21 protein-coding genes and 2 pseudogenes are annotated in these 24,321 nt (G+C 69.5%); 15 read left to right on the top strand and 8 right to left on the bottom strand.

The features are described 5' to 3' along the window. The first annotated feature begins 167 nt into the window (after window positions 1–167). The 10 genes from ABGB12_RS32290 to ABGB12_RS32335 all read left to right on the top strand — a co-directional run bounded on the left by ABGB12_RS32290 (window position 168) and on the right by ABGB12_RS32335 (window position 11,260). Window positions 168–1,778: an MFS transporter gene (locus ABGB12_RS32290; protein WP_347683858.1), complete on the top strand. Its 1,611-nt coding sequence runs from the start codon at window positions 168–170 to the stop codon at window positions 1,776–1,778. Window positions 1,779–1,960: 182 nt separating this feature from the next. Continuing rightward, entirely contained in the window at window positions 1,961–2,950 is a 990-nt protein-coding gene (locus tag ABGB12_RS32295; RefSeq protein WP_347683860.1) for a phosphotriesterase, read from the top strand. 49 nt (window positions 2,951–2,999) lie between these two features. Then, window positions 3,000–3,956: a phosphotriesterase gene (locus tag ABGB12_RS32300; protein ID WP_347683862.1), complete on the top strand. Its 957-nt coding sequence runs from the start codon at window positions 3,000–3,002 to the stop codon at window positions 3,954–3,956. A 14-nt stretch (window positions 3,957–3,970) separates the two neighbouring features. Beyond that, a complete protein-coding gene (locus ABGB12_RS32305; protein WP_347683864.1) occupies window positions 3,971–5,092 on the top strand; it encodes an NAD(P)/FAD-dependent oxidoreductase in 1,122 nt (373 codons plus the stop codon). A 5-nt stretch (window positions 5,093–5,097) separates the two neighbouring features. Then, the gene (locus ABGB12_RS32310; protein WP_347683866.1) at window positions 5,098–6,018 is read left to right on the top strand and encodes an alpha/beta hydrolase; all 921 of its coding nucleotides are present in this window, start codon (window positions 5,098–5,100) and stop codon (window positions 6,016–6,018) included. Between the two features lie 63 nt (window positions 6,019–6,081). Continuing rightward, window positions 6,082–6,993, top strand: coding sequence for an MBL fold metallo-hydrolase (locus ABGB12_RS32315; protein WP_347683867.1), 912 nt, complete (start codon window positions 6,082–6,084; stop codon window positions 6,991–6,993). A gap of 18 nt (window positions 6,994–7,011) precedes the next feature. Continuing rightward, a complete protein-coding gene (locus tag ABGB12_RS32320) occupies window positions 7,012–8,736 on the top strand; it encodes a CocE/NonD family hydrolase (RefSeq protein WP_347683869.1) in 1,725 nt (574 codons plus the stop codon). Between the two features lie 6 nt (window positions 8,737–8,742). After that, the gene (locus tag ABGB12_RS32325) at window positions 8,743–9,930 is read left to right on the top strand and encodes a thiolase family protein (RefSeq protein WP_347683871.1); all 1,188 of its coding nucleotides are present in this window, start codon (window positions 8,743–8,745) and stop codon (window positions 9,928–9,930) included. Further along, window positions 9,927–10,622 (top strand): 3-oxoacid CoA-transferase subunit A, encoded by a 696-nt coding sequence (locus tag ABGB12_RS32330; protein ID WP_347683873.1) that lies wholly within the window; start codon window positions 9,927–9,929, stop codon window positions 10,620–10,622. The genes ABGB12_RS32325 and ABGB12_RS32330 overlap by 4 nt, the downstream gene beginning before the upstream one ends. Continuing rightward, entirely contained in the window at window positions 10,622–11,260 is a 639-nt protein-coding gene (locus ABGB12_RS32335; protein WP_347683875.1) for a 3-oxoacid CoA-transferase subunit B, read from the top strand. Before ABGB12_RS32330 ends, ABGB12_RS32335 begins: the two co-directional genes overlap by 1 nt. A gap of 95 nt (window positions 11,261–11,355) precedes the next feature. On the opposite strand, the gene ABGB12_RS32340 is transcribed toward ABGB12_RS32335, so the two are convergent. Then, a complete protein-coding gene (locus ABGB12_RS32340) occupies window positions 11,356–11,958 on the bottom strand; it encodes an FAD-binding oxidoreductase (protein WP_347683899.1) in 603 nt (200 codons plus the stop codon). 118 nt (window positions 11,959–12,076) lie between these two features. Between ABGB12_RS32340 and ABGB12_RS32345 the strand changes: the two genes are divergently transcribed. Together ABGB12_RS32345 and ABGB12_RS32350 are read left to right on the top strand one after the other, a co-directional pair. Next, on the top strand, window positions 12,077–12,859 hold the full coding sequence (locus ABGB12_RS32345; RefSeq protein ID WP_347683877.1) for an MEDS domain-containing protein: 783 nt from the start codon (window positions 12,077–12,079) through the stop codon (window positions 12,857–12,859). A 121-nt stretch (window positions 12,860–12,980) separates the two neighbouring features. After that, window positions 12,981–15,317, top strand: coding sequence for a GMC family oxidoreductase (locus ABGB12_RS32350; RefSeq protein ID WP_347683879.1), 2,337 nt, complete (start codon window positions 12,981–12,983; stop codon window positions 15,315–15,317). A 24-nt stretch (window positions 15,318–15,341) separates the two neighbouring features. On the opposite strand, the gene ABGB12_RS32355 is transcribed toward ABGB12_RS32350, so the two are convergent. Together ABGB12_RS32355 and ABGB12_RS32360 are read right to left on the bottom strand one after the other, a co-directional pair. Continuing rightward, window positions 15,342–16,475: a hypothetical protein gene (locus tag ABGB12_RS32355; RefSeq protein ID WP_347683881.1), complete on the bottom strand. Its 1,134-nt coding sequence runs from the start codon at window positions 16,473–16,475 to the stop codon at window positions 15,342–15,344. Window positions 16,476–16,495: 20 nt separating this feature from the next. Beyond that, on the bottom strand, window positions 16,496–18,919 hold the full coding sequence (locus ABGB12_RS32360; RefSeq protein ID WP_347683883.1) for a PEP/pyruvate-binding domain-containing protein: 2,424 nt from the start codon (window positions 18,917–18,919) through the stop codon (window positions 16,496–16,498). Window positions 18,920–18,946: 27 nt separating this feature from the next. Between ABGB12_RS32360 and ABGB12_RS32365 the strand changes: the two genes are divergently transcribed. Further along, window positions 18,947–19,546 carry a TetR/AcrR family transcriptional regulator gene (locus tag ABGB12_RS32365; RefSeq protein WP_347683885.1) on the top strand — a complete coding sequence of 200 codons (600 nt, stop codon included), beginning with the start codon at window positions 18,947–18,949 and terminating at the stop codon, window positions 19,544–19,546. A gap of 39 nt (window positions 19,547–19,585) precedes the next feature. Here ABGB12_RS32365 and ABGB12_RS32370 read toward each other — a convergent pair whose 3' ends face one another. The 4 genes and pseudogenes from ABGB12_RS32370 to ABGB12_RS32385 all read right to left on the bottom strand — a co-directional run. Further along, window positions 19,586–20,611 carry a TIGR03617 family F420-dependent LLM class oxidoreductase gene (locus tag ABGB12_RS32370; RefSeq protein ID WP_347683887.1) on the bottom strand — a complete coding sequence of 342 codons (1,026 nt, stop codon included), beginning with the start codon at window positions 20,609–20,611 and terminating at the stop codon, window positions 19,586–19,588. Then, window positions 20,608–20,871, bottom strand: a complete 264-nt coding sequence (locus ABGB12_RS32375) for a hypothetical protein (protein ID WP_347683889.1) — start codon at window positions 20,869–20,871, stop codon at window positions 20,608–20,610. The genes ABGB12_RS32370 and ABGB12_RS32375 overlap by 4 nt, the downstream gene beginning before the upstream one ends. A gap of 457 nt (window positions 20,872–21,328) precedes the next feature. After that, entirely contained in the window at window positions 21,329–21,559 is a 231-nt protein-coding gene (locus ABGB12_RS32380; protein WP_347683890.1) for a hypothetical protein, read from the bottom strand. Between the two features lie 34 nt (window positions 21,560–21,593). Next, window positions 21,594–22,049 (bottom strand): annotated as a pseudogene (locus ABGB12_RS32385) (aldehyde dehydrogenase family protein); the annotation flags it as partial. A gap of 116 nt (window positions 22,050–22,165) precedes the next feature. Between ABGB12_RS32385 and ABGB12_RS32390 the strand changes: the two are divergent. Beyond that, window positions 22,166–22,612, top strand: coding sequence for a hypothetical protein (locus ABGB12_RS32390; protein WP_347683891.1), 447 nt, complete (start codon window positions 22,166–22,168; stop codon window positions 22,610–22,612). Between the two features lie 117 nt (window positions 22,613–22,729). Then, window positions 22,730–23,083: an HNH endonuclease family protein gene (locus ABGB12_RS32395; RefSeq protein WP_347683892.1), complete on the top strand. Its 354-nt coding sequence runs from the start codon at window positions 22,730–22,732 to the stop codon at window positions 23,081–23,083. A gap of 959 nt (window positions 23,084–24,042) precedes the next feature. On the opposite strand, the pseudogene ABGB12_RS32400 reads toward ABGB12_RS32395, so the two are convergent. Beyond that, window positions 24,043–24,321: pseudogene (locus ABGB12_RS32400) on the bottom strand (hypothetical protein); the annotation flags it as partial.

A 24,321-nucleotide genomic window follows, 5' to 3' on the forward strand; every position in this document is an offset into this window, starting at 1 on the left:
CGCGTTCCACCCTCACTGATCGCTCCGGATACTTGCTGCTCAGACTCTTGACGCGATGTCAAGCAATATGACACCTTGCACACCCAGGTGATCGCGCTCACATCGGGCGGCCGATCCCGAGCGGTCGGAACCGATCGCCCGGCCCGTCGACAAGGAAGAAACCCGCAATGTCCCAGACCGCTGCGCGCAAGCAGGGCTACACCGCCACGGTGGTCGCCGGCTGCTTCGCCGTGCTCCTCGCGCAGGTGGCGTACTCGCTGCCCGGCGCGCTCAACGGCACCCTCCAGCAGGAGTTCCAGACCACCGGTGCCGAACTGACCTGGATCACGGCCGCCTTCGCCATCCCCATGGTCGTCTTCGAGCTGACCACCGGCGTGATCGGCGACCTGTTCGGCCGCAAGCGGCTGCTGCAGGCGGGTGCTCTGCTGACCGTCGCCGGCTCGCTCGTCAGCCATGTCGCCGAGACGGTCCAGGTCCTGTGGGCCGGGCAGGTCGTCGCGGGCCTGGGAGCCGCGATCCTCTACCCGATCTCGCTCGCCATGCTGGCCGCGGTCAGCCCGTCGCCGGAGGCCCGTTCCAAGGCCATCGCCGTCTGGGCGGGCTTCCTCTCGATCGGTGCGGCCATCTCCCCGCTGATGGCCGGGTGGCTGGCCGCGGAGGGCAACTGGCGAACGTCCTACCTCGTGGTGGTCGCGGCGGCGGTCGTCTCGATCATCGTCACTCAGTTCGCCGCCGACTCCTCGGCGCCGGAGGGACGCAAGCTGGACGTCCCCGGCCAGGTCACGCTGGCCCTCGGCCTGATCGCCATCCTCTTCGCCGCCACGCAGGGCTCCGAAGCCGGCTTCGCCCGCCCCGAGATCATCGGCGCCTTCGCCGCGGGCCTCCTGCTCCTCGGCGCCTTCGTCGTCATCGAGCTGCGGACCGACGTCCCGCTGCTGGAGCTCGGCCTCTTCGCCAACCGCTCCTACTCGATCGTCGCGATCGCCACGGTGGTCGGCATGTTCGCGTTCCTCGCGATCTGCTTCTCGATGAGCATCTGGCTCGGCGCGATCCAGCACCAGAACGCTCTGAAGATCGGCGTGCTGTTCCTGTTCATCCAGGGTCCGGCCTTCGTGCTGGTGCCGCTCGTCTCCCACCTGATCCGCGACTTCTCGCCTCGCCGGGTGCTCACCACCGGCTTCGCCCTCATCGCCGCCAGCGGCGTCTGGTGCTCGACGTTCGACGTCCACGACATGAGCTGGACGCGGTTCATCGCTCCGATGCTGGCCCTCGGTATCGGTTTCGCGCTCACCGTCGGCTCGATCACGGCCGTCGCGATCAACACCGTTCCGCTGCGGCTCGCCGGCATGGCCAGCGCCACCACCAACCTGCTCCGCGACTTCGGCTTCGCCCTCGGCCCGGTGCTCATCGCCGCGTTCGCGGTCAGCCGGGCGAACGGTGACCTGAGCGCCGGTGTCGGCAGGGCGATCGGCGAGTCCGGGCTCCAGCCGCCGTACACCGAGATCGCCGGGGGCATCGCCCATGGGGGCGGTGCCATGGCGATCAACTCGATGCCGGTCGTGCTCGGCGCCGGTCCGGGCATGCCGCCGATGCCGATGCCGGAGGGCCTCCGCATGCTCGCGTTCGAGTCGCTCGGCAACGCCTACAGCCTCGCGTTCCTGGTCGCCGGCCTCTGTGCCGCCGCCGCCGCGGCTCTGACGCTGTTCGGACTCTTCGACTCCGAGCGCGCCGACGTCGAGGAGCCCCTGACCGGCGGGGACCTCCTCCCCGCCGGGTGATCTGAGAGCCGCCTGACCGAGTCGAGGCCCCCGCTTCCCGGAGGCGGGGGCCTCGACCTGTCCACACGCTCGGATAATTTAATTTACCTAGAGGCAACTTGCTTGACATGATGTAAATCCAAGTGACACCATTCACATCGAGGCGTGACCGCAGTCACTCGCCGAGACCGAAAGGAGTTCCAGTGCTGGGTGCCCAGACCGCCGAGAACACCCCCGGCAGCGTCGTCAACACCGTCCTCGGCCCCGTTCCCGCACAGGAGCTGGGGGTCGTCGCGGTTCACGAGGCCCTGCTGTCGGTGGTCCCGGGAGCGGAGCACGCGTTCGACATCACCATCGACCGTGCCGAGATCTTCGAGACCCTGGCCGAGAAGCTGGAGGACTTCCGCAGGCACGGCGGCGGGACGATCGTCGACAGCACCGGCATGTTCCACGGGCGCGACGTGCGGCTGTACGAGGCCCTCTCGCGCACGACCGGCGTGCACATCGTCGCGTCGACGGGCCAGGGCCCCGAGGAGATGCTCGGCGGCTACTTCCTGACGCCGCAGACCAACCCGCCGACGCCGTGGCCGGCCGAGAAGTTCGCCGACCTCTTCGCCAAGGAGGTCACCGAGGGCATGGTGGTCCCCCGTGTCGAGCGGCGAGGCGCCGCGGGCCTCGTGGCCACCGCCGCGACCCTCGCGGGCATGACCGCGACCGACGAGAGCCTGTTCCGCGGTGCGGCCCGCGCCGCCCTGGCCACCGGTGTCCCGGTGTCCATCCGCTATGGGAATGACGCCGTACGCGACCTCGAGATCGTCCTGGACGAGAAGCTGCCGGCCGACCGCGTCGTCGTCGGCGGACTCGACCGCAAGGACGCCGTCACGGCCGGAGCGCCGCTCGAGATCGCGGCTCGCGGCGCCTACGTCGCCCTCGACCACGTGGGCACCGAGGACGACGCCCACGTCACCGACGCCGAGCGCGCCGCCCTGGTCTCCGAACTGATCGAGGTCGGCCACGGCGACCGGATCCTGCTCTCGAGCAACGCCACCGGCGTGGCCAAGGGCCACCCCGCCGGAGACGTGCGCTACAGCCACGTCCTGACCGCTTTCGTCCCCCTCCTCAAGGGCCTCGGCGACGAGGACGTCCAGCGGATCCTCGTGGACAACCCGCGCGACCTGCTGTCGGTGCGCTGAGCGCGCGGCAGCCCAAGACCGTCAAGTTCTTTCCCTAAAGGTGAGCGTTGTGTCGAGAGTGAACACCGTCCTGGGGCCGATCCCGACCGAGGAACTGGGTCTCGTGGCCGTCCACGAGCACATCGGGTACGGCATGCCGGGCTCCGAGCTGGACACGAAGTGGTGGAAGACCCCCGAGCAGCGGTACGCGGAGACCATCCCGAAGCTGCGCCGGTTCCATGAGTACGGCGGCGGCACGTTCGTCGACGCGACCGGCATCTGCAACGGCCGCGACATCAACTACTACCAGTCGCTGTCGGAGAAGACCGGCGTGCACATCGTGGCCTCCACCGGCTTCGTCGGCGGCGACACCGCCCTGCCGTTCTTCGAGCGGGCGAGCGTGGAGTACCTCGCGGAGCACTTCGTCCACGAGATCACCGTCGGCATCGGCAGCACCGGCGGCAAGGCGGGGATCATCAAGGTCGGCGTCAGCCGGGGCGGCCGGATGACCGACCTGGACAAGCGCATCTACCGCGCGGCCGCCCGCGCCTCCAAGGCCACCGGGGTCGGCATCCTGACCCACCTGGCCATCGACGCCGAGAACGCGATCGCGATCTTCGACGAGGAGGGGCTCCCCCTCGACCGCGTGCTCTTCGGGCACGTCGACGACGGCGTCAACGCCGACAAGACCCGCGACACCTGGATCGCCGAGCAGGGCGGCCGGATCGGCTTCGACACCTTCGGCTACGAGACCGAGCTCCCGGACCCGCCGTTCTGGGCCCGTCCGCGCCGCCAGCGCCTGGACCACTTCCTCCGGTTCATCGGCGGCGAAGGCCGCATCAAGCAGGTGCTCGCCTCGGCCGACGCCAACTGCAGCCCGCTGGGCTGGCCGGGCGTGAAGGGCCACACCGTCAACTACATCTTCACGGACCTCATCCCCGACCTGCGCGCCGCCGGTCTCGACGAGGCCGCGATCAGGACCATCTTCGTCGACAACCCCGCCGACTTCCTGGCGATCCAGAACTGACAAGGACCAGAACCATGCAGCCTTCAGACCTGAAGAACCTGAACATCGCCGTCGTCGGCGCGGGGTACGGCGGCGCGGCCGCGGCCAAGGCGCTGAGCCTCCTCGGCGCCACCGTGAACGTCTACGAGCAGGCGAGCCAGATCCGCGAGGTCGGCGCCGGCATCGGCCTGCGGCCGTCCAGCATGGACCGGTTCCGCCAGTGGGGCATCTTCGACGCGATCGCGAACGTGAGCTCGCCGAGTGACTACTTCGAGATCCTCACCGCCACGGGCGACCCGATCCTGAAGGAGCCGTGGCCGGAGATCGACGCCTTCGGCGAGACCACCCACCTGATCCACCGCGGCGACTTCATCGAGGCGCTGCTTTCGGTGCTGCCCGAGGGCATGGTCCATCTCGGCCACAAGCTCGAGAAGATCGAGGACAAGGGCGACAGGTCCGTTCTGACCTTCGCCAACGGCACCACCGTCGAGGCCGACCTGGTCGTCGGCGCCGACGGCATCAAGTCGGTGGTCCGCAAGGCGCTGTTCTCGGACAACGAGCCCGTCTTCTCCGGCGAGCACGCCTACCGAGCCGTCATCGACGTCGACGACGCCTACGGCATGGCCGTCGACGACAACCTGCGCATGTACATCGGCCGTGGCACGAAGGTCTACTTCCTGCCGCTGCGCCACCGCGGCCAGGTCTCGTTCGACATCACCGCCCTGTGCCCGGACGACACCTGGTCGCCGTGCCTCACCAAGGACGACCTGCTGAAGACCGTCGAGGGCTTCGACGAGCGGATCGTGGACATCACCCGCGACCTCGACATGGACACCGTCAACTGCCGCGCGGTCTACGACATCAACCCGGTCGAGAAGTGGCACTCCGACTCCGCGGCCCTCGTCGGCGACGCCGCCCACTCGATGCTGCACCACCAGGGCCAGGGCGCGAACTCCGCGATCCTGGACGCCGGCGCCCTCGCCGACGCCCTCAAGGAGGCCGACTCCGTCAAGGAGGCCCTCGCCCTCTACCAGGCCGTCCGCAAGCCGGTGACCGACGAGCTGCAGCGGATCTCCCGCCAGGGCTGGACCGAGGACGAGATCAACGACGTCTTCCCGGGCCAGAAGCCCGAGTCCCAGAACCCGCAGGGGGCCTGACGCCGATGCCGCTGCACCCTGAGATCGCGCGGGTCCTCGCCGACCTGCCCGCGCCGCCTCCCGGCCCGCTGAACCCGGTGGCGATGCGCGCCGGAGAGGAGGCCCAGGTTCCGCCTGCGGCCGACCGCCTGCCGCTCCACTCCGTCGAGGACCTCACCGCGCGGACCTCCGTGGGCGAGGTCCCGCTGCGGGTCTACACGCCGGTCGAGGCCGACGCGTACGGCGTGCTCGTCTACTTCCACGGCGGCGCGTTCTTCCTCGGCAGCCTCGAGACGCACGACCACATCGCACGATCCCTGGCCAAGGAGACCGGGCTCAAGGTCGTCTCCGTCGGCTACCGGCTGGCGCCCGAGCACGCCTTCCCGGCCGGTCTCGAGGACTGCTACGCCACGGTCCGCTGGGTCGCCGAGAACGGCGACGCCCTGGGCTGGGACGGCACGACGCTGGCCGTCGCCGGTGACAGCTCCGGCGGCACGTTCGTCGCCGCGGTCGCGGGCATGGCGCACGACGACGGCTTCGACCGGATCACCCACCAGGTGATGTTCTATCCGTCGCTCGACCTGGACTTCGACGTCGACCGCTACGCGTCGCTGCGGGAGAACGCCGTCGGCTACGGGCTGGAGACGGCCGGCCTGAAGCCGTTCAACGCCTTCTACCTCGACAGCGGAGCCGACCCGGCGGACCCGCGCGTCTCCCCGATCAAGCGAACAGACCTCACCGGGCTGCCGCCCGCGCTGATCATCACCGGCGAGCTCGACCCGCTGCGGGACGAGGGCGAGCTCTACGGCCGGAGGCTGAAGAACTCCGGCGTGGACGCGACCGTCAGCCGGTACGACGGCGCGGGGCACGGATTCGTGCAGCACTTCTCGTGGATCCCGGAATACCACCGGGCTTACGAGGAGACCCGCGACTTCCTCGCACGCTGACCCGCACCGCCCCACGGAGAGCTCGGAAGGAGAGCCTTGTTCGCAGTAAAAGTCCATCCCATCGTGTCACCGTGGGGTCGGTTCGGTCTCTACAGCTTCTTCATCGACGCGCCGGAGCCGGCGATCGTCGACACCGGCATCGCCACCTCCCCCGCCGAGGGCATGGCCCCGGCGCTCGAGGCCCTCGGCCGCAGGATCGAGGACGTGCGCTGGATCCTGCTGACCCACGGCCACATCGACCACGTCGGCGGGGCCCACGCCCTGTGGGAGCTCACCGGCCGACGCGCGCAGGTCGTGATCCACGAGGCCGACGCGCCGCTGTTGCGCTCGCGCCGCGCCCACGTGGAGGAGTACCTCGCCGGACGGGGACGTTACCTGAACGACCCCGAAGGCGCGGCGAAGGTGACGGCCGCGGCGAACGCGGTCATCTCCGGCGAGATGGAGCCGACCATGCTCGTCAAGGGAGGTGAGACGATCCCGCTCGGCGGCGGTGCCGCCGTCTCCGTCCATGCGATCCCCGGACACACGCCGGGGTCGGTCGCCTATGCCATCGACGGTCAGCGCTCCGTCTTCGTCGGCGACGCCGTCCAGGTGCACGGGGCCGCCAACGGCTTCCCCGGCTTCGAGGATCCGGCCGCCTACCGCGCGAGCCTGGAGTACGTGCGCGACGAGCTCCGTCCGCGGCACCTCTACCTCGGCCACCCCTACCGCCGCGCCGACGGCACGCCCTACGGCGTCGAACTCGACGCGAAGCAGGCTGAAGAGGCACTGCGGGAGAGCCTCGAGATCGAGGGCAGGGTCGGAAAGGCCGCCCACGGCTGCCTGTGCGCGGGCCTTACGGAGACGGACTCGCCGTACTCGCCTTTCGCCCCCGTGGCCGGGGAGGTCGGCTACACCGCCGACCCGACCCTGGAGCCGTCGCCGTTCTTCACGTCGATGCACGGCTACCGCACGCACTTCAACAAGAACTCGTGACAGAGAGGCTTCGCATCCATGGCTGACTTCCAGATCATCCAGGCGGGCCTGGACGAGATCGCCGTCCGCAAGGACCTCCGCGTGCCGATGCGCGACGGCGTCACGCTGGCCGCCGACGCCTACCAGGGCACGGACGACAAGCCGCGTCCGGCGCTCGTGGCGCTCAGCCCGTACGGCAAGGAGCTGCAGGCCCTCGCGCTCACGACGCCGCCGCAGCGGCGCCCCAGCCCGATGTGGGACGGCTGCATCGAGGCCGGCGACATCGCGCGCGTCGTTGAAGAAGGATACGTTCACGTCATCGGCGACCTGCGCGGCTCCGGCGCCTCCGAGGGCGAGCACATCGGCAACTACAACGCCGGCGGCGTCTCCCTCGGCCAGGACGCCTACGACTTCATCGAGTGGGTCGCGGCGCAGCCGTGGTGCGACGGCAACGTCGGCATGATCGGCATCTCCTACTTCGGCTCGATGCAGGTCCTCGCCGCGGCCGAGCGGCCCCCGAGCCTCAAGGCGATCTTCGTCAGCGGCGGCCACTACGACTTCTACGAGACCACCTACCACGGCGGCGTCATGTGGTTCATGCCGCGCGCCGCCCGCGAGGGCCGCGGCGGCGACTCCGGCTGGGCCTTCACCGACGGCGTCAAGTCCCGCATGCTCGAGACCTACTCCCCCGAGGAGATCAAGGAGCGCGTCGCCGAGCGGCTGCAGGACCCGGACGTGGCCGCCTGGCCGAACCTCGTCCACGTGCTGAACTACCCGAAGAACCACGAGGCCTGGTTCGACATCGTGATGAACGAGGTCGACGGCGAGTGGTACGAGGAACGCAACCCGATCACCCTCGCCCCGAACATCGACATCCCGGTCTGGCTCCAGATCGACCAGGGCCGCGGCTGGACGATGGACGGCACCATCGAGCTCTTCCACGCGCTGAAGGGCCCCAAGAAGCTCTCCATCGGCCCCTACCCGCCGATGCAGTCGCGCCCCTTCATCGAGGAGCACGACAAGATGTTCCGGTGGTACGACCACTGGATCAAGGGTGTCGACAACGGCGTCATGGACGAACCGGCCGTCGACGTGCACGTCGAGGGCTCGCGCGAGTACGTCACCGGTGAGACCTGGCCGCCCAGGGAGATCGAGTACAGGTCGCTCTACCTGCGCCCGCGCCGCAAGCTGTCCTGCGAACCCGAGCTGATGGGCGTCGAGTACGCCGCCCCCGACGGCTTCTACCAGGCCCCGCTGACGGTGACCGACAAAGTGGAGATCATCAGCTGGAGCACCGCTCCGTTCACCGAGCCGACCGAGATGATCGGCACCGGCGCGGCGCACCTCTTCGCCGAGATCGACCAGCCCGACAGCAACTTCATCATGCGGTTCTGGGACGAGGCGCCGAACGGCAAGCGCCAGCTCATCACCACCGCCTACCTCAAGGCCTCGCACCGCGAACTCGACACCGAGCGCAGCACCGAGGGAAGCCCGGTCCACCCGCACACCCGCGCGGTGCCGGTCGAGCCCGGGAAGATCGAGGAGTACGTGCTGCGGATCTACCCGTTCGCCGCGACGTTCCTGCCCGGCCACAAGCTGGTCGTGGAGCTGTCCAACGCCGAGCCGCTGGCCGACGAGCACAACGCGCTGCTGCCGCCGGACGCGTTCCACCTGCCGGTGGGCCGCCCCGTCACCCACAAGATCTACCGTGACGCCGCCCACCCGTCCCGGCTCGTGCTGCCGTTCACGGTGAAGGAAAGGTAATCGATCATGGCATTCGTCTACGCGGCGGCCCGCACCCCCTTCGGCCGGTTCAACGGAGCACTCGCCGGCGTCCGCCCCGACGACCTCGCGGCGACCGCGATCACCGGTGTGCTCGCGAAGGCCCCTTCGCTGGACCCGGCCGCGATCGGCGAGATCGTGTGGGGCTGCGCGAACCAGGCCGGCGAGGACAACCGCAACGTCGGCCGGATGGCCGGGCTGCTCGCCGGGCTGCCGGTGTCGGTGCCCGCGACCACGGTCAACCGGCTGTGCGGCTCGTCGCTCGACGCCGCGATCATCGGATCCCGCACGATCGACACCGGTGACGCCGAGATCGTGCTCGCCGGCGGCGTGGAGTCGATGACCCGGGCGCCGTGGGTGCTGCCGAAGCCGGACCGTGCGTTCCCCGCCGGGAACGTCACCGCCGTCTCCACGACGCTCGGCTGGCGCCTGGTCAACTCGCGGATGCCGTCGGAGTGGACGGTGTCCCTGGGAGAGGCCAACGAGCAACTGCAGGAGCGGTTCTCCATCCCGAGGGAGCGGCAGGACGAGTTCGCCGCGCGGTCTCACCGGCTCGCGGCTTCGGCCTGGGACTCGGGCTTCTACGACGATCTCGTGGTCCCGGTCGACGGCGTCGAACTGACCCGCGACGAGAGCATCCGCGCCGGTTCCACGCCCGAGAAGCTCGCCGGCCTCAAGCCGAGCTTCCGGCCCGACGGCACGATCACCGCCGGCAACGCGTCGCCGCTCAACGACGGCTCCTCCGCCATACTGCTCGGCTCGGAAGCCGCCGCCACGCGGATCGGAATCGACCCGATCGCCCGTATCGCGGGGCGCGGCGCGTTCGCGCTGGCGCCGCAGGACTTCGGGTTCGCCCCGGTCGAGGCCGCCGACAGGGCGCTGGCACGGGCCGGAATCGGCTGGGACCAGGTGGGCGCCGTCGAACTCAACGAGGCCTTCGCCGTCCAGTCGCTCGCGTGCGTCGACGCCTGGAAGATCGATCCCGAGATCGTCAACGTCAAGGGCGGCGCGATCGCGATCGGCCACCCGCTCGGCGCCTCGGGCGCCCGGCTCCTCGGCACCCTCGCCAAGGTCCTCATCGAGAGGAACGGGCGGTACGGCGTCGCCGCGATCTGCATCGGCGTGGGCCAGGCGCTCGCCGTGGTCCTCGAGAACGTCACCGGAGGAGCAGCGTGAGCAAGACGCAGATCTTCGCGACGCCGGACGAGGCGGTGAGCGTCGTCAAGGACGGCGACACCGTCCTGGTGGGCGGCTTCGGCTTCGCCGGCATGCCGTTCGACCTGATCGACGCCCTGATCCGGCACGGCGCGGGCGACCTCACCATCGTGTCCAACAACGCCGGCAACGGCGACGTGGGCCTGGCCGCCCTGCTGAAGGCCGGCCGGGTGCGGAAGATCCTGTGCTCCTTCCCCCGGCAGGTCGACTCCTACGTCTTCGACGACCTCTACCGCCGCGGCGAGATCGAGCTCGAGGTCGTCCCGCAGGGCAACCTCGCCGAGCGGATGCGGGCGGCCGGGGCGGGCATCGGGGCGTTCTACTGCCCGACCGCCGTCGGCACCCCGCTCGCCGAGGGCAAGGAGACCCGCACGATCGACGGACGCGACTACCTCCTCGAATACCCGATCAAGGGTGACGTCGCCCTGATCTCCGCGCACACCGCCGACACGATGGGCAACCTCGTGTACCGCAAGACCGCCCGGAACTTCGGCCCCGTGATGGCCGCGGCCGCCACGACGACCGTCGTCCAGGTCTCGTCGATCGTGGACACGGGGCGACTCGACCCGGAGGCCGTCGTCACCCCGAGCATCTACGTCGACCGCGTGGTCCAGGTCGAGCCGCGCCACTACACCGTGCAGGGAGCCCGCTGATGCCGCTCAACCCCGACCAGCTCGCGGCCCGGGTCGCCCGCGACATCGAGCCGGGCAGCTTCGTCAACCTCGGCATCGGCCAGCCCACCAAGGTCGCCGACCACCTTCCGGCCGAGCTCGGCGTCGTCCTCCACACCGAGAACGGCATGCTGGGCATGGGCCCCGCCGCCGTCGGCGACGAGATCGACCCCGACCTCACCAACGCCGGCAAGGTCCCCGTCACCGAACTGCCCGGAGCCGCGTACTTCCACCACGCGGACTCCTTCGCCATGATGCGCGGCGGCCACCTCGACGTCTGCGTCATGGGCGCCTTCCAGGTCTCCGCGAGCGGCGACCTCGCCAACTGGGACACCGGCAAACCCGGCGCGATCCCCGCCGTCGGCGGCGCCATGGACCTCGCGATCGGCGCCAAGCAGGTCTACGTGATGATGACGCTCTTCGCCAAGAACGGCTCCCCCAAGCTCGTGCCCTCCTGCACCTACCCCCTCACGGGGGTCGGCTGCGTCAGCCGCGTCTACACCGACCACGCCGTCTTCGACATCACCCCTGATGGCGTCCGCGTGCTCGAGACGTTCGGCACTTCCGTCGAGGAGCTCCGCGCCCGCCTGGAAGTCCCGATCCTGGTCGACGTCCGCTGATCGTTCCCTTCCGTCGGGCGTAGCTGCTCGTTCCAGACGTACAGCCACGCCCGGACGTCCTTCTCCAGCACGATGACGCTCTCGGGTCGTCGTGGTCAGCTGGGCAGGAACCGTTCGCGGAAGACGCGCTCGGGCGGAACACCGGCGGCGGTGGCCGCCCGCACGACGGCGTCGGCCATGGGTGGCGGGCCGCACAGATAGAGATCGGGGACGGCCTCCGCGAAGGACAGGCGCTCGGACACCCGATCCGCCGGGGTGGCCGGCACGCCTCCGTCCAGGGGACACCAGACGCACAGGTCGTAGGCGAAGCCCGGCAGTTCGGCGGCCACGGCCTCGATCTCGGCCACGCCGAAGACATCCTCCGGCTCGTTCACCCCGAAGAACAGCCGGGCTGGCTGCGGCTCCTGCCACTCGGCCATGTGCCGGAGCATCGACAGGACCGGCGACAAGCCGGTTCCGCCCGCGACGAACCAGCGTGGGCGCAGCCCGGTCTCCTGGAGGCCGAAGGCGCCCTGCGGTCCGTGCACGGTGATCCACTCACCGGGCCGGGCGTGTTCCCGCAGGTAGGAGGAGAACAGCCCGCCGGGACGCAGCCGGATGAAGAACTCCATCCGGCCCTCCCAGTTGCCGGTGTTGGCCAGGGAGTACGCCCGGGTCGCCTCGCTTCCGGGGACCTGCAGCTCTACCCCCGGACGGATGGTCCGGTATAGGACATTTGGACGTCAGGATGTGATCCTGGCTCCCACAGATGTGGATTGCCGGGACTTGGGAGTTGTGGCCATGCGTGGTCGTGGAACGCGTGTCGAGTGCCTGCGGATGAAGCCGCGTGATCACATCGGCTGGTCGTTCTCCGGGCAGGACGGGCTGGACGCGCTGGCCGGGCCGTTCCTGGCCGAGGGCGCGGCGCGGGGTGAGCGGTTGATGTACGTCCTGGCCGAACCTGATCCGCGGGCCGCGGACCGGCTGGACCGCTGGCTCGACCCGGGCCTGGTGCAGGTGGCGAGCATCGCGGAGGTCTACGGGGCCTCGGGGATCGTGGACGAGGTCGCGCAGCGCGCCACGTTCACCGCCGCGCTGGCCGAGGCGCAGGCGCAGGGCTGCAGCGGGATCAGGGTCGCGGCCGACAACACCCCGCTCGTCACCGACGAGCGGCGGCTGGCCGCGTGGCTGCGGTGGGAGCTCATGGCCGACCGGTTCATGTCGGAGAACCGGGTCACGGGCCTGTGCGCCTTCGACCGCGGCCTCGTCTCGATGGACCGGCTGCGGCACCTGGCCACCCTGCACCCGCTGTCGTCGGCCGACACCCCCACACCCCAGTACCGGCTGTTCTCCGAAGCGGGCACCCTTCGGATCGAAGGCACGATCGACCTGTTCACCATCGACCAGCTCCGGCTCGCGCTGGAGGTCCTGCCGGACGACACCGCCGTCGTGATCGACCTGGACACCGCCACGCTCACCGGCAGCAGGCCGCAGGCCGGACTGCGGCGGCTGGCCGAGACCGGGGTGAGCGTCACCATCCGGGGCCTGCCCGCCGAGCTGGAGGAACTGGCCGCCACCGGGCTGGCCGTCACAGGACGCCTGGTCCTGCAGGCCCACTGACCGGGCCGCGCCCGCACCGCCGGGATTCCGGGGGAGCCCGGCTTCCTCCCCTGGCTGAAGACCGGAGAAGAAGCCGGTCTCATGGATGACGGGACGGATGTCGCAGTAGTACTGTCACGCCGTGAATGAGCTGGGAAAATTCGACGCAGATGTCGTCATTGTCGGCAGTGGGTTCGGTGGTGCCACCACGGCCCTGCGTCTCACCGAGGCCGGGCACAAGGTCATCGTCCTTGAGCGCGGCCGCCGGCTCAGCGACGCGGATCTGCTGCGGGCCCGCAAGGACCCGCGCGCCTACCTGTGGCAGCCCGGGGCCGGCCTGCGCGGGTTCTTCTGGCAGCGCATCTTCCGCGATGTGGGGATCATCGGCGCGAGCGGCGTCGGCGGCGGGTCGATCGTCTGGGCGGGCGTCCTGCTCGAACCCGGCGAGGCGTTCTACCGCTCCGCGTCATGGGAGCACCTGGCCGAGGACTGGCGGGCGGAACTGGCCCCCCACTACCAGCGGGCCGCCCGCATGCTCGGCCGGGTCACGAACGCGCATCTCGGCCCGATGGACGAGTACCTGCGCGAGGCGGCCCGAACCCTCGGCGCCGAGGACACCTTCGGCCCGGTGCCGATCGCGATCCACTTCGGTCGCGAGGGGGTGACCGAACCCGACCCCTTCTTCGGCGGAGAGGGTCCCGACCGCACCGGTTGCAGGCTGTGCGGCGAATGCCTGCTGGGCTGTCCGTACGGGTCGAAGAACCAGTTGACCCGCAACTACCTGCACCTGGCCGAACGGTACGGCGCGGAGATCCGCGCCGAACACGACGTCACGGGCATACGACCCCTCGAGGACGGTGGATACGAGGTCAGCGTCGCGCACCCGTGGAAACGCCGGATCAAGCGTGAGCCGATCAGGGCCCGCCGGGTGGTCCTCGCCGCCGGCGTCCTCGGCACGCTGGAGCTGCTGTTCCGCTGCCGTGACGAGCTCGGCACCCTGCCCCGGGTCTCGCAGCGGCTGGGGACCCGGGTCCGTACGAACAGCGAGGCGATCACCACCGTCCTCCAGCCGCCCGGTCAGGACCTGTCGCGAGGACCGACGATCACGACCGACTTCCACCCCGACGCCGACACCCATGTGACGCAGAACCGGTACATCGGCGGCTGGCACATGCGGCTGCAGATCGGCCCGATCGTGGACGGCGCACGCCCGGGCCGACGCGCGCTGCGCACGTTGTGGGAGCTGGCCCGGAGCCCGTTCGGGCAGCTGCGTTCGATGTTCGCCCGCGGCTTCGAGCAGCGGCTGACGTCGCTGACCGTCATGCAGCACCTCGACAACGAGCTCGCCTTCGAATTCCGCCGCTCGCCGTTCCGGCCGTGGCGGCGGGTGCTGCGCTCCCGGGCCATACCGGGACGGGAGGCTCCCACCTACCTTCCGGTCGCGAACGAGGTGACACGCGCGTTCGCCGACGCCTCCGGCGGCCGACCGGGCAACCTGCTGGGCGAGACGGTCGGCGGCCTGTCGATCACCGCGCACATCCTGGGCGGCGCCGTCATGGGGACCGACGAGTCCGACGGCGTCGTCAACGTCGACCACGAGGTGTTCGGCCACCCGGGCCTGTACATCGCCGACGCCAGCACCATCCCGGCGAACCTCGGCGTCAACCCGTCGCTCACCATCACCGCCATGGCCGAACGGTTCGCGGCCCGATTCCCCGAGGCGCCGTCCGGCGCGACCCCATCGTCGCCCAAGCCGCGAGCGAACCCAGGAGAACGACATGACGACCACACCGCAGAGCACTTCCCTCCGGGCTCTCCGCGCGGCCTGGAGCACACTCGCGGCCCCCGTGCTCACCGACTTCGAGGGGGACTTCGAGGCCTCCTTCGTCGGCGGCCCCCTGCGCGCCATCGCCCCTCGCGGGCTGGCCCTGGCGGGCCTGCCGCGCTGGTACGGCAAGAGGTTCGCACCGCCGCAGCCGGGAGCGGACGTGCTTCAGGGGGTCAATCTGCTGACCGCCCGGAACGGAACAGATCTCGAGGAGACGCTGCCGATGACGGCGACGCTCGGAGCGTCCCTCGCCGACGGGCAACCGGCCCTCATCGTGACCTATCCGGCGGACTCCCGGCTGCCATGGCGCTGGGTGCGCGACGAGTTCCGCGTCTGGAGCCACGACACGTTCCTCGGCATGACGTTCGTCGACCTCCCGCCCGCCCGGCACGCCGGCGGCACACCCTTTATGCTGACCCGAGCCGCCTCCTGACGGAGGCCCATCACCCTCGCCGACCTCCGCGAACGCGCCGAGTGAGGACGGGCGGCACTCGCGATAGGAGCCAGGGGTCCCACTCACGGAAACCAATGGCCTCTGCGCGGAGGACGAGCCGTTCTCGAGACGGTTCGCCGAAGACCGATGTGATGCCCGGCCGATGCGTCGGCCTCTCATCCGGTTCAGAGAGGGCCGGACTGTTTCAGCGACTTTGAAACAGGCCTCAGGGTGCGGTCGGTTCACGGGGCGTTGGTGAGCCAGTCGTGGAATCCGGAGGGTCGGTGGACGCCGATGACGCCGTGTTCGTACAGGCCCCATCCTTCGAGTGGCGGTTTGTCTCTTTCGTGCCAGACCGCTCGGCCGACGCTGTCGGTCAGGCCGAAGGGGACGCGTGCGATGATCTGCGGGTCGGTCATGTCGTAGGTGACGCGTTCGCTCCATCCTTCGCCTCGCCACTGGCCGTGCGCCCAGTCGGAGTCGCCGCCGTATCCGCCGCCGACGTGGATGGCGAGGGGCAGGAGCGATTCGAGTTCGACGAGGACGTCGGTTCCGTCGGGGGTGCGAAAGCTGAGGGCGCCCGTCAGCGGTGTGCGGGTGCCGGGTCGGTAGTTCGTGGTGACGAGCGGCCAGCCGAGCTGCTCGGTTCGTCCGTCCGGCCAGACGCGGTGGCAGTCGTTGAGGACGCGGTGTCCATCGGGCTCTTCCTGGATGATGACGATCATCGCGAAGTCGTCGAAGGCGATGGGGACGTAGAGCCACCACATTCCGTCGAACGGCGGTTGCCCCGGTGCGCCTGCGGGCTCGCTCTCGCCGACCGGCCGGATGCCCCAGGAGCGGTCGCGGGTGCCGCGCCAGATGTCCGGGGTGATGTCGTACTCCTGGCCGTCGATGCTCAGGCTGCCTTCCCAGGATCCGACCTGGGCGAAGCGCTGGGCGTCGAGCGTCGCTCGGTGCCCGCCGGTGCGCATGATGTGGCGCTGCTCGGGGATCGCGGGGAAGAGGCCGCGCCAGGTGATGTCGAGCGAGATGCCCTCGGTCTCCTCGACGATCAGCCGGGAGGTTCTGAGCGGCTCGATGACCTCGATCCGGTAGTTGCCGCAGTGCTGGTTGAGCCGGTCGCCGTCGAGCCTGTCGCCGAAGTGCAGTGCCGTCTGCTGGTCGCCGCGTCGGACGAGGAGGAACGCGTCCTTGGTGCCGAGGTTCGGGTAGTAGCCGATTCCGGTGATCATCATGATGTCGCCGGTGCGGTCGTGGGCGTTCCAGTAGGACCGGTCGTAGAAGTTCCGGTCGCTGCTGCCGACCCATTCGATGGGGGCGGGGATCTGGTGGATCGGGAACTCGTCGAGCGGGAAGACGCCAGGTACCTCGGGCACGGTGAGACCTCCAGGTCGCTTTACGCGGTGGTGGGAGAGGGCGCGGCAGGAGAGTGGTCCAGCAGTGTCACGGTGCCGCGGTCGCCGTCGACCCGGACCCGGTCGCCGGTGTGGAGCAGGCGAGTGGCGCCTTGGGTGTTGACCACGCAGGGCAGTCCGTACTCGCGGGCGACGACGGCGCCATGGGAGACCGAGCTGCCGATGTCGGTGACGAGCGCGGCGATCAGGGTGAAGTACGGCGTCCAGCCGACGTCCGTCACGGGCGCGACCAGGACCTCTCCGGGTCGCAGCTCCCGGGCTTGCGCGATCGTGGTCGCGACGCGGACGGTTCCCTCGACGACGCCGCCGCACGCGGGACGACCGATGATCACTCCGTCCTCGGTCTCCTGCGGAGGCTGCGGCCGGGTCGGGACGGGCTTGCCGACGGAGACGTCCGGGAACTCGAGCCGGGCCTGGAACGCGAGCGCCGCTCGGCGCGCTCGGGCTTGGTCGATCAGGTTCCCGACGTCGTCGGCGCCCACGAGTTCCGGCAGCTCTGACCGGTCGAAGAAGAACACCAGGTCGGCGTCGGGCAGCCGCCCTGTCGCGGCCAGCCGCTCACCCAGCAGGCGATAGCCGTGGCTGAGCCGGTGGGCGACCAGGACCATCCGGGACTTGGTCGCCTCACGTCCGCGTGCCCCGGCCTGCGCCAGGCGGGCCATCACCCGCACCGCCCGGGAAACACCTTCCTGTGGCGCCGCGTGGGCCGGCCGGGCGGTGTCTCCGGCGAGAAGGCGAGCACGGAGCATGGCCTGCATGATCGTGCCGAGGCCTTCGGGATCGTCCGCCCAGGACGGGTCGCGCACACACAGCTCTCGGTAGCCCCGGTGACCATGGCGGCGCAGGAACTCGTTGAAAGTGCGGTTGGTCGGACCGTCGCCTGCGATCAGCCGGGTCACGGCCTCGGCGGGGTCCGGGTGGAGGAACGCCTCGGCTTCTGTCGTGTCCGCGGCCAGACGGCCTATGACGTCGTCCAGGTGCTCCAGCATGATGGCGCTCTCGACGTTGGTGGCACCGGCCATCAGCGCGGCGGCCCGGGAACGGCCTTCGTCTTCGCTGCGGCCCGCGCGGACCGCTTCGCGCGTGACCGTCTGTTCGAGCATGTTCGCGGCGACGGCGGAGCGTGCAGAAGACCGAACGTGGGTGAGCGTGGCCTCGTTGTAGAGCGCGATCGCCGCGTCGAGCTCGGCGAGCAGGGCCGTCGGCTCCGCCGCGGACGGCGCGTCGAAGCGGGCCAGATCGCGGTCCAGGCGCCGGATCGCCCGTCCCGCCGAGAGCGCGAACGTGGTCAGCCGGACGGTGTTGACCAGGCGGCGGACGAACGGCTTCGGCGGCTTGGGCACCAGCTCGGGGACGACTCTGCCCGCGATCGACAGCGAGTACTGCTCGAGCGAGTTGCCCAGGATCCCCGAGCTCAGGGCCGTGCCTTCGGTCATGTTGAGGAACAGGTGGCCGGAGAAGTAGCCGAGCTGCAGCCAGCGGTCCTCATGGTAGGAGTCCTGGAACCCGCCGGCGACCTGGACCATCTGCATCGCGTACTCGATCGCCTGGCCGCTGACGGACGCCGTGAGCGGGCAGAAGGCGCCGGGCATCATCTCGCCGATGTTGCACCGGGTGTAGACGTGGTCCTCGCCGGCCACCGTGCTGTCCATCTCGTTCAGGTCCCCGGGCAGGGTGGTGATCGGCCGTGCCTGAAGCCAGCGGATCCCGCCGGTCCGGTCGATCGCCCATTCGAGGTCCAGGGGCGCTCCCCACAGCGCCTGCGCACTCCGGGCTCCGGCCGCGACGGCCATGACCTCGTCGTCGGTGAGCGCCGGACTCTCCGTGATCTGGCGGTTCGTGATCTGTCCGGTGTGGTCGACCTCGTAGTGGTCCGAGCTCGCGGAGCCGTCGACCAACGATTCTCCGAGGCCGGGAACCGCGTCGACCACGCAAAGGTCGCGTCGGCCGCTCGCCGGATCCGCGGTGAACACGACGCCGGCGGCGCGCGCGTCGACCATCTCCTGAACCACGAGATGCATCGCGCCGAAGATCCCGGTGTCCGACCGGTAGGCGGTCGCACGGTCCGAGGACATGGAGGCCGCACAATGCCGGATCGCGGCGAGGAGGTCGTCGTATCCGGCCACTCCCAGGACCGACTCGTACTGGCCGGCGAAGGAACTCACGGCGCCGTCCTCGCCCGAAGCCGAGGAACGCACCGCGACCGCCCCTCCCGAGACGGTCATCCGGGTGTAGCGGGCTTCGAGTCCAGCGGGAAGGTCGACGGCGTCGGCGTTCGCGATGACGAACGCGGCCGGCACCGGGAAACCGGCGGCGGCGAGCTTCGCGAGACCGAGAGCCTTGCCGCCGTACCTCGCATCGATGACGTCCGACAACTCGACGAGCTCGCTCTGGGGCTGCTTCACGGCAGTTACGTTACACTTTGCTCGAAAATGAACAAGCCCCTTGGAAGACCGCGTAACGCCCACATCGACGAGGCCGTCCTGACCGCCGCCGCCGAGCTGCTGACAGAGGTCGGCTACGCCGAGGTGACCATGGCCGCCATCGCCGACCGCGCCGGCACGTCCCGGCCCGCGGTCTACCGGCGCTGGCCCGGCAAAGCCCACCTCGTCCACGAGGCGACCTTCCGCGACAGCGTCACCGTCGGCGTGCCCCAGACGGGCTCATTCGCCGAAGACCTGCGTGAACTGGTGCGACGGATCGCGGAGCTCCTGACCACGCCCCTGGCCCGCATCGCCGTACCCGGCCTGATAGCCGAAGCCGCGACCGATCCGGTCCTCCACCGACGTCTCCTCGAACGGTTCTCCGCCACGGGGTGGCGCGGACTCGACGCCACCCTCGCCGCGGCCGTCGAAAGCGGAGAACTCGACGCCGAGGTCGACACACTCGTGATGCTGGAGATGGTCATCGGCTCCGCCCTGGCCGCCACCCTGACCAGAGGACCCGACGGCCTCACCCCGGACTGGGTCGACAAGACGGCCCGCATCCTCCTCAACGGCGTGAGGCCCGCGAACCGCGAGGCGACATCCTGACGCTTCCGGATCCGGCCTCACGGCCGCCCGGCGCGCGGGTCACCCTGATCCCGTCGTCGTCCTGAGTTCGGCCGCGAGAGCGGAGATCGTCTCCGGCGGGTGGGTCGATCCGGGGAAATAGGCACAGACCCGCTCGGCGACGTCGCCGAACCGGCTCTTGATCTCGGCCGCGCACTCGGCCGGTGTTCCGACGACCGCCAGAGTCCGCATCACCCGGTCGTCGATCAGCCCGATCATCGTCATGATGTCGCCGGTCTTCGACAGCGCGTTCAACTCCGGTTGCAGATCCCCCCATCCCTCGATGTCCAGGACCGGCCTGTACGCCGGAGTCGAACCGTAGAACGCCAGCAGGGCCTTCACCCCGAAGGTCGCGGCCTCGATCTCCTCGGGGGTGTCGCCCATCGCGACGATCGCCTGCGGGTACAGGTCGATCCGCTCGCGACCCGCCAGCTTCAGGCCCTCGGCCACGGCCGGAAGAGTGCGCTCACGGAAATGCCGACGGCTGTGGAACGGCATCACCAGCAGCCCGTCGGCGACCTCGGCCGCGGTCCGGGTCATCACCGGGCCCAGCGCGCCGAGCAGGACCGGCGGCACACCGTAGGGGTTCGGTCCGGGGACGAACGTCGCGGGCATCAGGGTGTGCTTGGTGAACTCGCCGCGGAAGTCGAGCCGGGTGCCGTCCTGCCAGGAGTTCAGGATCGCCTTCACCGCGAGCACCGTCTCGCGCATCCGGGCGGCCGGCCTGCTCCAGGTCGAGCCGTACCGGTTCTCGATGTGCGGCCTGATCTGCGAACCCAGCCCGAGCCGGAACCGGCCCTTGCTCAGCAACTGCAGGTCGTAGGCCATGTTGGCCAGGTGCATCGGACTGCGCGGGATCGCGATCGCGACGTTGGTCATCAGATCGGTCGGCGGGACGTCCGACGAACCGGCCGCGACGATCAGCGGCAGGAACACATCATGCGGGCCCTCAAAGGTGAACAGGCCGTCCACCCCGGCGGCGATCAGCGCGCGCGCACGCTGCGCCGCCTCGTCCGGCCGGCCGTCCAGTTGCACGTCGAGCTTCATCGACCGCTCTCCGTTCCGCGCGGTGCCACGCGTTCGCCTGCGAGGGGTCGGGGTTCCTGGAACGAGCCGTGCATCTTCTCGATCCAGACCGTGGAGACCGGCAAGGCCGCAACATGGTGGCGGCCGCGGTAGGCGAACCCCCGGGGAGCCAGGCGCCGGGCTGCCGCCAGGGCGACGTCATAGATGATCGTCGCGGCAGAGGCGTCGCGGACCACGACGGGCATGGTGATGCTCTGGTCGAGGACACGATGGGTGGTCATACCGCCTCCGGATCGGGGTGGTGAAGAGGACGCGCCGCCGAACGCCTCGGCGGCCCGGACGGCCGCGGGGCTTTCGAGGTCGGTGAGTCCTTCACCTACCATCGTCCCCTCCGGCCAGGCGAACGACTCGGCACACAGATCGCGATCGAGGTCGCTCCGTCCCAGGACTCGGGCATGGGGACATCGATGAGCTCCATCCAGAACATGAGGTGCGTAACGCACCACCAGCGTCATACAACATACAGAATCTGGATGATGGGTAACAGGAGTGGAGGCCCGCCTGCTGGAGCCTGTCCAACATCCCCGGTCCTATGCCGGCTGGGATGCGAGTTCGTTTCGGTACAGCGAGGAAATTCAGAAACCAGCGCCAGGACCTGTCGTCGGTGAAGACGAGGAAGAGGCACCATCGGTCACTCCGGTGGTGTCTCTTCTTGGGGATTCGGGACGGCTTCCCGTGTCAGCTCGCTTCGGCCTTGGCGGGCGGGCGCCAGCAGAAGACCAGCAGGAGCAGGCTTCCTCCCCCGCCGACGGCGCCGTCGGCGGGCGCGACCCGCTCACCGAGCTGGTCCTGCGGAGCCATCTCATGGCCGCCGCAGGTCAGGGCGAGGTCCTCGTCCGGGCAGCGGACGAGGACCAGGGCCGTCGAGTCAACGGCGTTCTTCAGGGTCTGGCCCACTTTCAGCTTCATCTCGTACTCCTCACTTGAAATTCCGGTGCGGGTGTCAGGGGACGACGAGCCCGACGAGCTTCACGTCGAGGTACTCGTCGATGCCCTGCGCCCCGCCTTCGCGGCCGAGGCCGCTGTTCCCCACTCCGCCGAACGGCGCGGCGGCCCCGGTGGGGTCGATGTCGTTGATCCCGAACCGCAGAGCCTCCGAGACGCGGACGGCACGCCCCAGGTCGTTGGTGTAGAGGTACGAGGCCAGGCCTTACTCGGTGCCGTTGGCCCGGCGCACCGCCTCGTCCTCGTCGTCGAACGGGACGATCGCGGCCACCGGCCCGAAGGTCTCCTCGCGGTAGACCCGCATGGACTCCTCAACGTCGGCCAGGACGGTGGGCGCGTAGAACCGCCCCGACTCCAGGCCGTCCTCCGTCAGACGCCTTCCCCCGGCCAGGAGGCGGGCACCCTTCGCGACGGCGTCGTCGACCTGCCCCGCCACCTTCTCCAGCGCCGCGTCGTCGACCCAGGGGGCCGATGTTCACGCCCGGCCGGTCTCCGGGCCCCGCGACCAGCTTGTCGACCCAGGCGACGAGTTCGTCGGTGAAGGCGTCGAGGACGGACCGGTGGACGAAGATGCGGTTGGGGCTGATGCAGGCCTGGCCGGTGTTGAGGAACTTCACCAGGGCGGCGCCCTTGGCCGCGTGGACGGGGTCGGCGTCCGGGAAGACCAGCATCGGCGCGTGGCCACCCAACTCCATCGAGACCCGCTTCATCGTCGCCGCGGCCCTGGCGGCCGGCTTCTTCCCGAAGGTCGACGGCCTCCTGCAGATCGCGGCCGTCCTCGCCGCCTTCTCCATGCTGGGCGCCCTGGTCCAAGCCCCCGCCTTCACCTACATCGCCGAACTCTTCCCCGCCAACGTCCGCTGCACCGGCGCGAGCTTCGGCCAGAACATCGGCACCGTCTTCGGCAACGGCATCGCCCCCTTCGCCGCCCTGACCCTGCGCAGCATCCACTACGTCGCGGGAGGAATGTCCGAAAACGAGGACCGTTCGATAGAACCCGCACCCGGCCCCACCTGACCCTCTTGCCCCCGTCCCTCCCGTTCGCGCATATGGAGTCTGTTCAGCGAACGGTGTGGGGCAGGTCTGGCAGGGCGGGCCCGTCATGCAGGGCGTTGGTTCTCCTACTACGACGACGTGACCGTGGAGGGTCCGTCCGGGTCGGACATCGACTACATGGTGCCCTTGGCTGAGGCGTGGAACTCGGGGGCCTATGAGTGGACGGCGCAGCGTCGGCAGGACTACGCGAACGATCTGGGGGATCCGCGGTCGTTGGTGGCGGTGACGGCCCGGTCGAACCGCAGCAAGGCGGATCAGGATCCGGTGGAGTGGCTGCCGCCGGCGGTTGCTGCCCGCTGCCAGTACATCGGCGAGTGGACCGCGACGAAGTTGAGGTGCGGGTTGAGCGCGGACGAGGAGGAGCAGACGGCGCTGGCTCTGCTCGCTGAGGAGTGTCCTGACGTGCCTCTCGCCTTCGCTCCCGTTCCGTAGCGCCGACTCTGGAAATCGGCTGGCCAGAGGCGTACAAGGGAGAAGACACCCTCCGCTTCCGGGTAGGTGAAGCCGTGAGCCAGGCCAAGATGCGAAACGTGGTATGCACACGCCTCGAGTTGCTGGAACCGCTCAGAAGCATGGATCGCCACCTTCCCTATGCTGATTTGAGCCCCTCGGAGAAGAGAGAATCCTTCTTTCGAAGGCGTCCCGAGAATCCGTATGGCGTAGTCGAGCTCAATTACCGACCGTTGGACTACAGCCCCCATCTCACCGACGAGATCGAAATTCCGATCTCTGATGCAGACCGCTGGTGCGCGGCCACGTACGAATTCTGCCGAACCGCTAGAGATCTCATACTCCAGGCATACCGCCTGCGCGATCATCCCTACCAGCGACGTCCTAGTCGCCCGCGCTGGACCTGGCGGCAAATCGGCCGGTGGCGTAAGCGGATCAGTCGGTGGCACGAACAGATTGAGCAGCTTAGGGAGCAGTACGATGCCGAATGGGAACGGCTACACGATGAACTCCTGGCCGCCTGCCAACTTTATGACGAGCAGACCAGTGATCTGATACAGGGGCGAGAACATGGAATAGCACGGCGCAAGAAGCGAGAACAGCAACGAGAGAAGCGAAGAGAGCAAAGGAGGCAGCAGCAGCGCCGGAAGCGCGCAGAGGCACTCGGCGGGCCTGACTCGCCGGTGTGGGCATGCCGCGTAGGAACCTCCCGCGGCAGACGAAAATTCGTCATCTGGCTTCCGGCTCTGGACACCGCGAAGCCGACGAGCCCAGAGCCGCTGCTGTCAGGTGTCACCGCCCTCAAGATCCAGGAAGCACTTGACGAGGAACGCGCCCAGCACCCCTCCACCATCGTCCAGTGGGCAAGCAGGACAGGCCTTGCGCTGTGCGAGTACCGAGGCCGCACCCTTAGTGCGTGTTTTAGAGCTGATCGTCGGGGTTTACCGGAGGTATTCCACAGGTCTGGGCCCGGTGCGGGTGGCGGGGCGGCCGCGGGCGATGCGGCGGGCCATGCCGTGGATGGAGGCCCAGCGGATGAGGGCCTCTGAGGTGGCCGGGTCGCGTTCGTAGTCGCGGGCCAGGCGGCGGTGCTGCATCAGCCAGCCCGATGGGTCGGCCGAGCGGCGAGGTGCCCGCGTGGAGCGCGGGTCCTTTTCCGCTCGGCCTCCCGCCGAACCGGACTTGATGGTTTCCCGATCATCCGGCTCTCCAGTGACTAC

It is taken from the genome of Actinocorallia sp. B10E7, from assembly GCF_039871655.1.
Classification (GTDB): domain Bacteria; phylum Actinomycetota; class Actinomycetes; order Streptosporangiales; family Streptosporangiaceae; genus Actinocorallia.